Below are 13,642 nucleotides of genomic sequence, written 5' to 3' on the forward strand. Positions count from 1 at the left end.
TTTACTCTACTCCTTTCATTCGTTTTTTAGGTTTGATATATTTTTCAATAATGTAGTGAGCACTTACAAAGAAGATAATGGAAGCTGTTACAATATTGACAAGTTCTGGAGGAATAGTAGCCGTTGTCATACCAGGCGCACCAGTTTGCAATGTCCCAAGTAGAAACGCTGCAAAAATGATTCCGATAGGAGAGTTGCTAGCAAGAAGAGCAACTGCCATACCATTAAATCCAACAGCCAGAGATCCTGCTTGAACATAAACGTTCTGGAAAGTACCTATACCCTCAACTGCTCCTCCAATACCACAAAGAGCTCCAGAAATCACCATTGAAAGAATAATAGTACGTTTCGCCGACATCCCTGCATAATCTGAAGCATTTGGATTGAGACCTACTGAGCGAATTTCAAATCCAAGTGTGGTTTTCTTTATGATAAACCAAATTACAGCAACAGCAATCAAAGCAATGAAAATTCCAATATTCATACGTGACTTAGTAAGCTCTGTAAGAAAGTCTAGACGATAGCTAGCGTTTGCCGAAACAGGAATACTCGATTCGGAATCAACCATTAGTTTTTTAGGAAAATTCCGAATAATTTCATTTCCAGCAAAAAGAACAATATAGTTCATCATAATGGTAACAATAACTTCGCTTGTACCTAAAAATGCTCTTAACAAACCCGGAATTAAACCGATTAAACCACCGGCAACTGCTGCTACAAGGACAGTCAGCGGTAACATTGCAAAACGAGGAATGGTTGGAAAAGATAGGGCAAACCAAACACCTGCAATCCAACCTGCCAAAGCTTGACCAGGTAAACCAACATTGAAAAAACCAGCACGACTAGCCACTGCAAACCCAAGAGCAATCAAAATTAGAGGCCCCATGGTTCGGAAAATTTCTCCAATATTTTTAATGGAACCAAAAGCTGTTTTGAACAACTCTTCATAACCCCACAAGGCATCATAACCAAAAATCCACATGATGATGGCGCCAAGTAAGATTCCTAAAAGAACTGAAATAAAAGGAATAGCAATTTGCTGTGTTTTTTTATCCATTAGAACCCTCCTTGATTTTTCCACCAGCCATGAGAATACCAAGTTCTTGCTTATTAGTTTCAGATGGCTTTACAATTCCTTGAATCTTTCCATCGTGAATAACAGCAATACGGTCTGATAAATTAAGAATTTCGTCTAATTCAAAGCTTACAACAAGAACGGCTTTTCCTTTATCACGTTCAGAAATTAAGCGCTTATGAATATACTCAATCGCACCAACATCCAATCCGCGAGTAGGTTGACTGACAATTAATAGATCTGGATTACGATCAACTTCTCGAGCAATAATAGCTTTTTGTTGATTTCCCCCTGACAAAGCACCTGCTGGAACAAGTTCACTAGCTGCTCTAACGTCAAATTCTTCCATCAATTTACGGGCATATGAATTAATTTGATTATAATTCAAAACACCTTTGTTACTGAGCGGTTCTTTATAGTAAGTCTGGAGAGCAATATTTTCAGAAAGCATCATTTCAAGTACCAAACCATCACGATGACGATCCTCAGGTACATGACTTACTTGCATTTCTGTAATCTTTCGTGGAGAAAGTCCTACAACTTCCCTTCCTTTGATTTTAATACTTCCTGATTTTACTTTTCGAAGTCCTGTAATAGCCTGAATCAACTCACTCTGACCGTTACCGTCAATCCCAGCAACTCCTACGATTTCACCTGCATGAACATCAAGAGAAAGCTCTTTAACAGCTGGTACACCACGATTCTCATTCACTATCAAATCAGAAATTTGAAGTACAACGTCTTTCGGTTTAGCTTCTTCCTTTTCAGTAACAAAAGAAACCGAACGTCCAACCATCATTTCAGCCAAATCTTTATTTGAAACGCCCTCAATGCTAACGGTTTCAATTGATTTTCCACGGCGAATAACTGTGACACGATCCGCTACTGCTCGAATTTCATCTAGTTTATGAGTAATCAGGATAATTGATTTCCCTTCTTTAACAAGAGTTTTCATAATATCCATTAATTCCAAAATTTCAGCAGGGGTCAATACTGCCGTTGGCTCATCAAAGATCAAAATTTCGGCACCACGATAGAGGGTCTTCAGGATTTCTACACGTTGTTGGGCACCAACAGAAATATCTTCAACCTTAGCTGTTGGGTCAACAGCTAAGCCATAGCGTTCTGATAATTCAAGGATATCTGCATTAGCTTTTTTCAAATCTAATACACCTTTATTCGTTATTTCGCTACCAAGAATAATGTTTTCAGCAACAGTAAATGCTTCAACCAACATAAAGTGCTGATGAACCATTCCTATTCCGAGAGCTGCAGCCCTAGAAGGAGAATCCAATTTTTCCGATTTTCCGTTGACAAAAATTTCTCCACTAGTTGGCTCTAAAAGACCAGCCAACATATTCATCAAGGTAGATTTCCCAGCTCCATTTTCACCAAGAAGTGCATGAATCTCACCTTTCCGCAGTTGTAGGTTGATTTTGTCATTTGCGACAAATTCACCAAAAACTTTGGTTATCTCACGCATCTCAATGACATTTTCATGTGCCATTAGAGTATTCCTTTCTAGAAAATTATATTTTATTTCAGTAGAGCCTACTAATCAAGTTAGTAGGCTCTATTGAGACAAAATGTCTCAATACCCTAAAAAAGCAACCCAAGAAGGTTGGGTCGCTTCTGGATCTTTATTATTTTTCAGGTGCTTTTACACTACCATCAATAATCTGTTTCTTAGCATCTTCTACAGCTTTTTTAGCATCTTCAGATAGGTTGGAAGTTGTCAATTCAACTCCACCATCTTTCAAACCAAATGTAATTACTTTCCCACCCGGGAATTTACCATCAGCTGTTTGAGTAGCAATCTCTTGAACAGTTTTGCCAACTTGTTTTAAGCTGGAAGCAAGTACAAAGTTAGATTCCTTGCCATCTTTAGACTTGTATTTACCTTCTTCAGCTTGATCACGATCGACACCGATTACCCAAACTTTTTCATCTTCATTTTTCTTCTCATTCAAGTCTTTTGCTTCTTTAAAGACACCTGCTCCAGTACCACCAGCAGCTTGATAAACCACGTCAGCTCCTGCGGCATATTGGGTTGCAGCAATAGTTCTTCCTTTTTCAGGATTATTAAAGTCTTCAGCATATTGAATATCAACTGAAATATCTTTGTTAACAGACTTCACTCCTGCTTCAAAGCCTTTTTCAAAACGAGTGATAACTTCGCCACGTGCTCCTCCAATAAAACCAACTTTGTTAGTCTTAGTAGTTTTTGCAGCAGCAACACCGGCAAGGTAAGCAGCTTCATTATCAGCAAAAACAGCAGATGCTACATTCTTCTTGTCTTTGATAACAGAATCAATAATAACATAATTAATATCAGCATTTTCATCAGCAGCAGCTGTAACAGCAGGTGCTAATTTATAACCAACGCCATAAACTAATTTATAGCCATTTGTAGCTGCTTGACTGAAGTTATTCGCAAAATCCGCTTCACTTGTAGACTGGTAGTAAGTAAAGCCGTTATCTTTAGAAAGACCGTTTTCTTTACCCCAAGCTTGCAAACCTTCCCATGCAGACTGGTTAAATGACTTATCATCAACACCGCCAGTATCAGTTACGATAGCAGCCTTCAGATCAGTTTTCGCGTCTGAAGAATCTGAGCGAGAAGCACGGTTTCCACATGCAGCAAGTCCGAATGCTGCGACAGTTACTAGACCAAGACCTAGCCATTGTTTTTTGTTCATTTCTGAACCTCCTAAATAAGATGTGCAACACAGTTGCAAGTTTGAGTTTGGTCAGATGACCGATAACAGACTTATGTTAAATCTGTAAAAGAATATGGAAGTAATTCCTTGACCGTCATCACGACCGTCGATTTATCTTTAGCGACCAAGGTCACTTTTAGATCCTCAGCAAAAAATTCTGCCATTACTTGGCGGCAGGCACCACAGGGTGATATGGGTTTTTCCGTCTCACCGTAGACAATCAGCTCCTCGAAGTCTAAAGCTCCTTCTGAAACCGCCTTAAAAATAGCTGTCCGCTCTCCACAGTTGGTCAAGCCAAAACTGGCATTTTCAACGTTAACGCCGGTAAATACCTGTCCGTCTTTTGCGACCAAAACCGCTCCAATCGGGAAATGAGAATAGGGGACATAAGCATTTTTGCTGGCTTGGACAGCCAAGTCAATCAACTCAGTAGTCGCCACTAGCTTCTTCTCCCTTCATAATCGCCACTCCAGCCGAAGTTCCGATACGAGTCGCACCTGCTTCAATAAAAGCCAGCGCATCTTCATAAGAACGAGCACCGCCAGAAGCCTTGACGCCCATGTCAGGACCAACTGTTTTTCTCATAAGGGCAACATCTTCGACTGTCGCACCGCCAGTTGAAAATCCTGTAGAGGTCTTAACAAAATCAGCTCCAGCTTTCTGAGCTAATTGGCAGGCCTTAACCTTTTCCTCATCTGTCAGCAGGCAAGTTTCCAGAATTACCTTGACCAAGGTACCGTTTGCAGCTTCTACAACCGCACGAATGTCTCGCTCTACCAAATCATAATCTTTAGATTTCAGAGCACCGACATTGATGACCATATCCACTTCGCCAGCACCCTTTTGGATTGCGTCCTTGGTTTCAAAAGCTTTCACATCGGAAGTGTTGGCTCCTAAAGGAAAACCAATTGGCACACAAACCTTGACATCTGAGCCTTTTAGCTGCTCCGCAGCAAACTCTATCCAGGTTGGATTGACACAGATACTGGCAAAATCATAAACTTTTGCTTCTTCAATTAACTTCAGAATCTGCTCTTCTGACGCTTCTGGTTTTAAAAGCGTATGGTCTATGTATTTGTTTAATTTCATGTTGACTTCTCCTAGAATTAAGCAATAACCTCGATAATTTCGCTTACTGCAACGCTTTCATCACCTATTTTAACATTTTTTTGAAATTCTGTAACTAGTTCTTGAGAAATTTTTTCATTTGAATAAATTTTTGCGAAAACTTCTCCAATTTCAACCTTGTCTCCGACTTTCTTTTCGAAAACAATTCCAGTTTCATAATCCAAGTCGTCAGATTTAACTGCACGTCCTGCTCCAAGTCTCATAGCAAAGAGTCCGAATTCCATAGCAGGCAGTTCAGTGATATAACCTGCCTGTTCTGCTTTCACTTCTATAATATGAGCTGCACTTGATGGACGATAGAGGTCTTCCAAGTCACCGCCTTGAGCAGCAATCATAGCTTCAAATTTCTTCAAAGCAGCACCGTTGGTCAACTGTTCTCTTACTTCTTCCACCGTTTTCTCAACATCTGCCAGTCCGAGCATAATCTGAGCTAATTCACAAATAAAAGTTGTGATGTCTTCACGGCCCTTGCCCTGCAAGATATCCAATGCTTCTAAGATTTCCAAACGATTGCCAATGCTGGTTCCCAAAGGCTGACTCATATCTGTCAGAACAGCTACTGTTTTTCTACCGACAGCCTTGCCCAAATCCACCATAGTGCGTGCTAGTACACGAGCGTCATCAATATTTTTCATAAAGGCGCCTTCACCGACCGTCACATCCAGAAGGATACTGTCTGCACCAGCAGCAATTTTCTTACTCATAACAGAGCTCGCTATCAGCGGAATCGTATCAACAGTTGCGGTTACATCTCGCAAGGCATAGAGTAACTTATCCGCTAGCACCAACTGATCAGACTGACCGATGACGGACAAACCGATTTCCTGCACCTGCTTGATAAAGTCTTCCTGACTGCGCTCTACCTGAAATCCTTTAATGGATTCCAATTTATCAACGGTTCCTCCAGTATGGCCCAACCCACGGCCGCTCATTTTAGCAACGGGCACACCAAAGCTAGCCACCAAAGGTACCAAGACCAGTGTTACTTTATCACCAACACCGCCGGTGGAATGTTTATCTACTTTTATTCCCGCGATTTCCGACAAGTCAAACTGTTCACCGGTTCCAACCATAATCATGGTTAAATCCGAAATTTCCCGAGTTGTCATGCCCTTAAAATAGACAGCCATCGCAAAGGCTGCCATCTGATAGTCTGGCACAGTCCCATCCACATAGTCCTCAATCAGCCACTGGATTTCCTGCCTGGTCAGTTCCAGACCGTCTCTTTTCTTTTGGATAATATCTACAGCACGCATCCTATTTTTCGCTCCTTAGTATATAGTAGCCTTTGTCCTTCTTGACAATCTCACAATTACTGAAGACAGCTTCCATCTTCGACTTGGCACTGGGCGCTCCTTGCTTCTTCTGAATCACAAGGGTCAAATCACCGCCTTCTGTCAAATGCTCATAGCTTCCGCTGATGACTTCGTGCACGACTTGCTTACCAGCACGAATAGGCGGATTACTGATAATATGGTCGAAAATGCCACTGACCTTTTCATAAACATTCGACTGGAAGATATCAGCTGAAATCTGGTTTCTTTCAGCATTCTTCTGAGCCAAGTCCAAGGCTCGCTGGTTGATATCCACCATGGTCGCAGTCACTCCCTGCGCTTTGGCTAAGGTCAAACCTAGAGGCCCATAGCCACAGCCAACATCCAGCACCTGTTCTCCAGCTTCAAAGTCCAAGACAGACAAAAGAACCCGACTGCCATAATCAATCATCTTTTTACTGAAAACACCAGCATCTGTCAAAAAAGTCAGCCGCTGTCCTAAGAGTTCCACATTTAATTCATGAATATCATGTTTGGCATCAGGATTTTCTGCAAAATACATTTTAGTCATACAACCATTTTATCATAATTTTCCTAGATTTGTAAATCGTTTTCATTTCTCCAAAAAGTATGTTATACTAAAGTCCATCATACAGGAGCAACTTATGACTAACGAATTTCTTCATTTTGAAAAAATCAGCCGCCATACATGGCAAAACCTGCATCGTAAAACAACTCCGCCTCTGACCCAGGCCGAGCTTAATTCTATCAAGAGTTTCAATGACAAAATTAGCCTGCAAGACGTGACGGACATTTACCTCCCCTTGACCAATCTCATTCAGATTTATAAACGTTCTAAGGAAGACTTGGCTTTTTCCAAGGGGATTTTTCTACAAAAAGAGAGCCGGAAACAGCCCTTTATCATTGGTGTTTCTGGCAGTGTGGCCGTTGGGAAATCCACCACCAGCCGTTTGCTGCAGATTTTACTTTCTCGGACTTTTTCAAATGCGACAGTCGAGCTGGTTACCACAGACGGCTTCTTGTTTCCTAATCAAATTTTAGAAGCTAACGGCATTTTAAACCGCAAAGGTTTCCCAGAAAGCTATAATATGGAGCTGCTTCTTTCCTTTCTAGACAGCATAAAAAACGGTCAGGATTTCCAAATTCCAGTCTACTCGCATGAGACTTACGATATCGTTCCTCAAGAAATGCAAGAGGTAAAGGCAGCTGACTTTGTTATTGTCGAAGGGATTAATGTTTTCCAGAATCCTCAGAACGAGCGCCTATATATGACAGACTTTTTTGACTTTTCAATTTATGTCGATGCAGAAGTCGAAAATATTGAAAACTGGTATCTGGATCGCTTTAAAAAAATGCTGACGTTGGCTGAAAACGACCCAAAAAACTACTACCACCGCTTCACCACGCAATCAGAAGAGGAAGTAGTAACCTTCGCCCATAATGTTTGGAAAAGCATTAACCTTGTCAACCTGCTAGACTACATTGAGCCAACCCGCAATCGAGCAGAAATTATCCTGCATAAAGCCGGAAATCATGAAATTGATGAAATTTACTTAAAAAAATAAAAAAGCTTGTCAAATCCTAATTTTTCATATATAATTAGATAGTTAGTATTTTCAATGGAGGTGAAACAACTTGGCAAACATTAAGTCAGCTATCAAACGCGCTGAATTGAACGTGAAACATAACGAAAAAAACTCAGCTCAAAAGTCAGCTATGCGTACTGCAATCAAATCATTTGAAGCAAACCCATCTGAAGAACTTTTCCGTGCTGCTAGCTCAGCTATCGATAAAGCAGAAACAAAAGGTTTGATCCACAAAAACAAAGCAAGCCGCGATAAAGCACGCCTTTCAGCTAAACTTGCTAAATAATGCATACAAAGGGAGCTCTCAGGAGCTTTTTTTGTTTCTCACACAAAGGAGGTAGGGATGAAAATAGCAATCATCGGTTATTCTGGTTCTGGCAAATCCACTCTAGCAGCACAACTGTCCAAGCACGGCTCCATTCCCAAACTTCACATGGATACATTGCAGTTCCAACCCGGCTGGAAGGATAGTGATCGTGATTGGATGCGAGAACAGATGGACAATTTTTTGTCAAAAAATACCGACTGGATCATTGATGGCAACTACTCTTGGTGTTTTTATGAACGGCGGATGGCAGAAGCCGACCAAATCATCTTTCTGAACTTCTCTCGCTGGAACTGCCTCTATCGAGCTTTCAAACGCTATCTAAAATACCGAAATCGGACCAGAGAAAGCATGGCTCCCGGCTGCCCCGAAAAGTTTGACTGGGAGTTTATCTGCTGGGTTCTTTGGAAAGGACGACGTCAGACTGCACTGGCAAGATATAAGAAAATCCGACAAACTTTTCCTCAGAAATTCTACGAATTAAGTAACCAAAAAGAACTGACCAACTTCTTACAGAACCTAAAAACAAGCGAGCCCTAATGACTCACTTGTTTTTATTTGATTTTCTTTTTCTGGGGAAAGAGGGGCAGACCTAAAGAAGCTATTTTTTCAGCTGGAACTTTCATACCGTCCTTAATCCACTTGGAAAGAACGGAAACAACTGCCGAACTCCAGAAGGAATTCATGTAAGAGTTAGTCGTTTTCTTAGCATTGCGATTGCGCTTTTCCAAAAAGTCAAACACGGCCTGAGTCAGCAGCTTTTCAAAATTATAGTCAATGGCTAGACTGATAACCCGAGCTTCTTTCTTGGCTTCCTTAAAAAGAAAAAGCCAAATTTGGTACATCTCAGTTTTAAAGTTAAACTCTTCCAATTTATCCGTAATACCTCGAACAGTGTTTTTAAAAATCTCTTCCAGAATCTGCTCTTTAGAGCTATAATTGCGGTAAAATGCAGCGCGGGAAACCCCTGCTCGCTCAACCAGCTCTGAAATCGTAATTTTTTTGAGTTCTTTCTTCTCCAGCAGCTGCATGAGAGAAATTTCCAGAGACTCTCTCGTGATTTGATTGGATTCCTGATTGTATTTCTTTAAATTCGCGAGTGATTTTTCCGATATTTTCTTTTCCGACATAACAATTTCTTCCCTCTTGTATCAGCTGACAGTTTCCGCTTTCTAGTAAGCATCCTTCATGTTATAATTTTAAAAAAAGACAGGTTTTTTGTCAATTTTTTTATTGTACATACTTGACAAAAAAGGAGAAAAATATGACTTGGAAAATTATAGCTGACTCTGGCTGTGACTTTCGTGAAATGGCAAACTTGGCCAAAGACACTCAATTTGAAAGTGTTCCCTTGACCATTCAAGTGGAAAATGAAATCTTTGTAGATGATAAGCAACTTGAAATTGACCTGATGATGGAGAAGATGTATGCTTCTTCTGCTGCTTCAAAGTCTGCCTGCCCTAGTCCAGATGACTATCTCAAAAGCTTTGAGGGAGCTGATAAGATCTTTGTGGTGACTATCACTGGAACTCTATCTGGCAGCAATAATAGTGCACAGGTTGCTAAGAAAATCTTTTTGGAAGAACATCCTGACGCACAGATTCATGTCATTGATAGTCTTTCTGCTGGCGGAGAGGTGGACTTGCTTGTGACTAAACTCAATGAACTCATTCAGCAAGATCTCAGCTTTGATGAAGTCGTTGAAGTCATTAGTCGCTATCAAGAGAAAACCAAGCTTCTCTTCGTTCTGGCAAAGGTAGATAACTTGGTCAAAAACGGTAGGCTTAGCAAACTTCTGGGAACCGTTGTCGGCTTGCTCAATATCCGCATGGTCGGTGAAGCTAGCCAGACCGGCACGTTAGAGCTTCTGCAAAAGGCACGCGGTCCGAAAAAGGCACTTGCTTCTGCAATCGAAGAGCTACTCAAAGCCGGTTACAAGGGTGGCCGACTCATTATCGCTCACCGAAATAACGAAAAATTCTGCCAACAATTTAGTCAACTGGTACAAGAAAAGTATCCTCAAGCTCAAATCGAAATGGTGCCGACTTCAGGTCTCTGCAGCTTCTATGCTGAAGAAGGCGGAATCTTAATGGGCTACGAAATTTAATAAGGTATTTAAAAAAGTAAAGAATTAGGCTAAGATAATTGACCTAATTCTTTACTTTTTCGATTTAATTCGCTATAATAAAACCAAGTAAAGGAGTTGATATTATGGCCAGAGGAAGAGGCGCAGCAAGCCCCCAAGACAAGGAAGCAAGTCTTCTCATTTCTAAAAAACTCAAAGAACTTCTCAAGGAAACAGGTAAGAAACAAGTTGAGCTATCTCGTGAAACAGGCATTCCTGCTAGTACACTCACTGGCTATATCAAAGGAACATCTCTGCCTATCGCAGCCAATCTAGAAAAGATTGCAAGATTTTTCGACGTAGAGGTTGAAGAAATCGACCCTCGTTACCGACTAATTGCAGATATCCCTCAACAATTTCCCGATTTAAATCGTATTTATCAGCAACTTGACCAAGACAGACAGGAGAAAGGATTAAAGCTACTAGAAGCTAGCCTGACTGAGCAAGAAACACAAGCCAGCTTAAAGGATGACTACTTCCCCTACTTGGTCTATGAGAATTACTATCTCTCTCAGCATAAGCCTGAACAAGCTGATTTAGTCTGGCTGGACAGAGAAATTGACTACGATATTGCCCTTTGGGTACGAACTGACTCGTTAGAGCCCAAGTATCCGAGAGATTCCGTAGCCCTAATCAAGCAGACTCATTTCGAACTTGCTGGCGCAATCTATGCTATTGACTATGACGGTCAAACCATTATAAAAAGAGTCTTCAACGATCCATCCGGTATTCGTCTAATTTCCCTTAATAAAAAATACAGTGATAAGTTTATCCCGCATGAGGAAGAACCTAAACTTATCGGTCGAGTTATGGCGACTTTCATGCCACTGGATGTAGAAAAAATAAAGAAAAACAAATAACAGTTCTGCAAATGTACAGAACTGTTATTTTTATGATTATCAGTCAAAAAATCAGAAAGTCTTTCGACTTCCTGATGCTTGTTTAATAAAATACTGCTAACTCTTCATTCAGCTTTTTCATGTAGTATTTGTGGACTATATAAGACAACACAGCTAATCCTACTAGAACTAGAGCCGCTATCATATAAATTACTAGAGGCGCAAGAACATTGGATATAAAGAAGAGAAGAGTAATGACAATCATCATTCCTAAAATAAGAGCGATGGCTAGGAGAGTTTTCACTATATTGTTATCTCGGCTCATCAATTCTGTGACATTGGACCAATTAGTCACCAGATGCTTGTAGTCTCGGTAGTAACCCCAAGAACTCCACATTAAACTAATCAAGACCCAAACAATCACCATGCCCAAGAAAGTGACTGGATGCATACCGGAAACAAGGCTGGTTATGAAAAACAAGGTCAGAGGCAGGATAGACTGGACGGCAAAGAGTTGCCAAAACTTCAGATGAATATATTGCTTCAAATCAAAGGGTAAAACCTTGAGATAATCAAAATTTTCCCTTTCCAGAGAAATCCCAATAGCCGTGAGGTTGCTGCCGCCTGAGTTTAGTGTTGCAATCAAAACAGCCAAGGCCATCATTGGCAAGAGGAAACGTGGTCCCAGATAAGAAGTCAAAGACAGGCCGCCTTGTATCATGCCCATTCCCATACTGAAAATGACAATGTAAGGGAGAAAGGCCGACATAAAGATGGCTTGCATAATGACAGAACCCTCGCTCAAGAGCCTGATATTGTAACGCCAGACAAACTTTTTAAGATTTTTTGCTTCCGCAATATTGATGTCATGCACGCGCTCCCGCTTTCCTACTGAAGAGCCCGTCATCAGGGCTGCCTCATAAAACTCAGGAATCACCTTGGTCTTTACGATGAAAAATAGAAGAGCCGCAACTGCCACCCATCCCAAAAATCCCAGCAGGGAAGCTGTATGAAAAGGATGAAGAATAAAATCATAAAAGGCTTGAACTGGCAGGAAGAAAGCTTTAACCTCTGTACGATTTACAACGCTTCTGCTATTCATTTGATTAATCATAAAATAGAGGAAAAAGGATCCGACGGAAACAAGAGCCAAAATGACATTGGACAGGATGGTCTTGTACTTTCTGAAAAATGCTGTCTTGGTAATAAAGTGGACGGCAATCAAAATCAGAAAGGTGATAACTGAACTTAAAATCAGAATAGCAAGCAGAGCCAAGGGCAGGCCCAAGAAAGGATTGCCACCTTGAAAAGCCAGAACCAAGAAATAACTGAACATAGGCAGAATGGCAATCAGCAAGGTCAGGATAACTGAAATGCTTTTGCCGACGATGATTTCTGCTTCGCTAAAAGCGTAGGGACGGTAAGATTGCAAGTCTTTGCTTTCATAAAAGACATTGTAAAAAACCAGGAAGCCCTGAGACATTGAAAAGAGTGCAAAAGCGGAAACCAAATTGGCAAAGAGACCAGGATTGCCAACCAGTTGGTTCAGGGAGCCCATCAAACCGAAAAGAAAGAGATAGACCAGTCCTAAGATCAGATACATGCGGATAGCCTTCAGCGATACATTGACCTTACGCTCAGGATTCTTAGCTTGCATCTTGCGGTACTGCTGCAGCTGAGACGGCTGAATGGCGTATAGGATATTGATATCGACTAGTTTTTTTATAGCTTTAATACGCATCAGGACTCACCTCTTCTCTGCGGCCCGCTAGGCCAAGATAAATGGTTTCAAGAGACTGTTCTGGATGTTGGCCTTTTAGTTCTTCAATCGTTCCATAGAAAATCAATTTCCCTTTTTTGAGAATGGCCACCTTATCACAGAGCTGCTCTGCCACTTCCAAGACGTGGGTTGAAAAGAGAACTGTATTTCCTTTATCTGCATGTTGGCGCATCATCTGCTTGAGGTCAAAAGCTGCCTGCGGATCAAGACCCGTCAGCGGCTCATCCAGCACCCAAATATCCGGGTCAGACAAAAGCGCAGCTATGACAAAAACTTTTTGCCGCATCCCATGAGAGAATGAATCAATGACCTCATACCGATGAGAGCCAAAGTCGAAAAGATGGAGCAGATTTCCCAATCGCTCTTCTACTTCAGCATTTGTCATATCGTAAGAAGTCGCTACCAGTTCCCAAAACTCATTGGCAGTTAGACGCAAAAATAGATCTGGTGAATCAGCTACATAGCCAATTTTTTTCTTGATTTCCAAGCGATTAGCGGATAATTCTTTCCCATCCACAAAAATCTGACCACTGCTAGGATTGATAACACTGACCAATGACTTAATGGTAGTAGATTTTCCGGCGCCATTGTGACCAATCAGACCGACGATTTCTCCGCTTTGCAAGGTCAGATTCAGCTGATTGAGAGCTACCGTTCCTTCATAAACTTTAGTGACATCTTTAAATTCAATCATAAGAGAGCTCCTTTACCGATTTCTATACAGATTAGTATACTCTTTTTGCGGCTTTTTGTCTCGTCTCTGCCTAAG

Annotated in this window: 15 protein-coding genes; 5 read left to right on the forward strand and 10 right to left on the reverse strand. The window is 41.1% G+C overall.

Annotated features, from left to right (window positions below; all coding sequences use genetic code 11):
- Nucleotide 1 precedes the first annotated feature (1 nt).
- The 7 genes from HMPREF9378_RS07310 to HMPREF9378_RS07280 form a co-directional block, all read right to left on the reverse strand.
- Complete coding sequence (locus tag HMPREF9378_RS07310) at nucleotides 2–1,057, reverse strand: ABC transporter permease (protein ID WP_002900480.1); 1,056 nt, start codon at nucleotides 1,055–1,057, stop codon at nucleotides 2–4.
- Entirely contained in the window at nucleotides 1,050–2,582 is a 1,533-nt protein-coding gene (locus HMPREF9378_RS07305; RefSeq protein ID WP_002900481.1) for an ABC transporter ATP-binding protein, read from the reverse strand. Before HMPREF9378_RS07305 ends, HMPREF9378_RS07310 begins: the two co-directional genes overlap by 8 nt.
- Nucleotides 2,583–2,718: 136 nt before the next feature.
- Nucleotides 2,719–3,774, reverse strand: coding sequence for a BMP family lipoprotein (locus HMPREF9378_RS07300; RefSeq protein WP_002900482.1), 1,056 nt, complete (start codon nucleotides 3,772–3,774; stop codon nucleotides 2,719–2,721).
- A 71-nt stretch (nucleotides 3,775–3,845) separates the two neighbouring features.
- Nucleotides 3,846–4,235, reverse strand: a complete 390-nt coding sequence (locus tag HMPREF9378_RS07295) for a cytidine deaminase (RefSeq protein ID WP_002900483.1) — start codon at nucleotides 4,233–4,235, stop codon at nucleotides 3,846–3,848.
- Entirely contained in the window at nucleotides 4,222–4,884 is a 663-nt protein-coding gene (gene deoC / locus HMPREF9378_RS07290; protein WP_002897691.1) for a deoxyribose-phosphate aldolase, read from the reverse strand. The genes HMPREF9378_RS07295 and deoC overlap by 14 nt, the downstream gene beginning before the upstream one ends.
- A 17-nt stretch (nucleotides 4,885–4,901) precedes the next feature.
- Nucleotides 4,902–6,179 (reverse strand): pyrimidine-nucleoside phosphorylase, encoded by a 1,278-nt coding sequence (locus HMPREF9378_RS07285; RefSeq protein ID WP_002913614.1) that lies wholly within the window; start codon nucleotides 6,177–6,179, stop codon nucleotides 4,902–4,904.
- Nucleotide 6,180: 1 nt separating this feature from the next.
- The gene (locus tag HMPREF9378_RS07280) at nucleotides 6,181–6,768 is read right to left on the reverse strand and encodes a class I SAM-dependent methyltransferase (protein ID WP_002900486.1); all 588 of its coding nucleotides are present in this window, start codon (nucleotides 6,766–6,768) and stop codon (nucleotides 6,181–6,183) included.
- Between the two features lie 94 nt (nucleotides 6,769–6,862).
- Between HMPREF9378_RS07280 and coaA the strand changes: the two genes are divergently transcribed.
- The 3 genes from coaA to HMPREF9378_RS07265 all read left to right on the forward strand — a co-directional run bounded on the left by coaA (nucleotide 6,863) and on the right by HMPREF9378_RS07265 (nucleotide 8,669).
- A complete protein-coding gene (coaA, locus tag HMPREF9378_RS07275) occupies nucleotides 6,863–7,783 on the forward strand; it encodes a type I pantothenate kinase (protein ID WP_002900487.1) in 921 nt (306 codons plus the stop codon).
- A 70-nt stretch (nucleotides 7,784–7,853) separates the two neighbouring features.
- Nucleotides 7,854–8,090 (forward strand): 30S ribosomal protein S20, encoded by a 237-nt coding sequence (rpsT, locus tag HMPREF9378_RS07270; RefSeq protein ID WP_002900488.1) that lies wholly within the window; start codon nucleotides 7,854–7,856, stop codon nucleotides 8,088–8,090.
- Nucleotides 8,091–8,147: 57 nt separating this feature from the next.
- Nucleotides 8,148–8,669, forward strand: coding sequence for a DNA topology modulation protein (locus HMPREF9378_RS07265; protein ID WP_002900489.1), 522 nt, complete (start codon nucleotides 8,148–8,150; stop codon nucleotides 8,667–8,669).
- 14 nt (nucleotides 8,670–8,683) lie between these two features.
- Here HMPREF9378_RS07265 and HMPREF9378_RS07260 read toward each other — a convergent pair whose 3' ends face one another.
- On the reverse strand, nucleotides 8,684–9,259 hold the full coding sequence (locus HMPREF9378_RS07260; protein ID WP_002900490.1) for a TetR/AcrR family transcriptional regulator: 576 nt from the start codon (nucleotides 9,257–9,259) through the stop codon (nucleotides 8,684–8,686).
- 134 nt (nucleotides 9,260–9,393) lie between these two features.
- Here HMPREF9378_RS07260 and HMPREF9378_RS07255 point away from each other — a divergent pair, with 134 nt between their 5' ends.
- Together HMPREF9378_RS07255 and HMPREF9378_RS07250 are read left to right on the forward strand one after the other, a co-directional pair.
- Nucleotides 9,394–10,236, forward strand: coding sequence for a DegV family protein (locus tag HMPREF9378_RS07255; protein ID WP_002900491.1), 843 nt, complete (start codon nucleotides 9,394–9,396; stop codon nucleotides 10,234–10,236).
- 104 nt (nucleotides 10,237–10,340) lie between these two features.
- A complete protein-coding gene (locus HMPREF9378_RS07250) occupies nucleotides 10,341–11,114 on the forward strand; it encodes an XRE family transcriptional regulator (protein ID WP_002900492.1) in 774 nt (257 codons plus the stop codon).
- An 82-nt stretch (nucleotides 11,115–11,196) separates the two neighbouring features.
- Here the strand turns inward: HMPREF9378_RS07250 and HMPREF9378_RS07245 are convergent, their stop codons facing one another.
- Together HMPREF9378_RS07245 and HMPREF9378_RS07240 are read right to left on the reverse strand one after the other, a co-directional pair.
- On the reverse strand, nucleotides 11,197–12,834 hold the full coding sequence (locus HMPREF9378_RS07245) for a hypothetical protein (RefSeq protein WP_002912312.1): 1,638 nt from the start codon (nucleotides 12,832–12,834) through the stop codon (nucleotides 11,197–11,199).
- On the reverse strand, nucleotides 12,824–13,567 hold the full coding sequence (locus tag HMPREF9378_RS07240; RefSeq protein ID WP_002902824.1) for an ABC transporter ATP-binding protein: 744 nt from the start codon (nucleotides 13,565–13,567) through the stop codon (nucleotides 12,824–12,826). The genes HMPREF9378_RS07245 and HMPREF9378_RS07240 overlap by 11 nt, the downstream gene beginning before the upstream one ends.
- Nucleotides 13,568–13,642 lie beyond the last annotated feature (75 nt).

The organism is Streptococcus sanguinis SK1 = NCTC 7863 (assembly GCF_000194945.1).
GTDB lineage: Bacteria > Bacillota > Bacilli > Lactobacillales > Streptococcaceae > Streptococcus > Streptococcus sanguinis.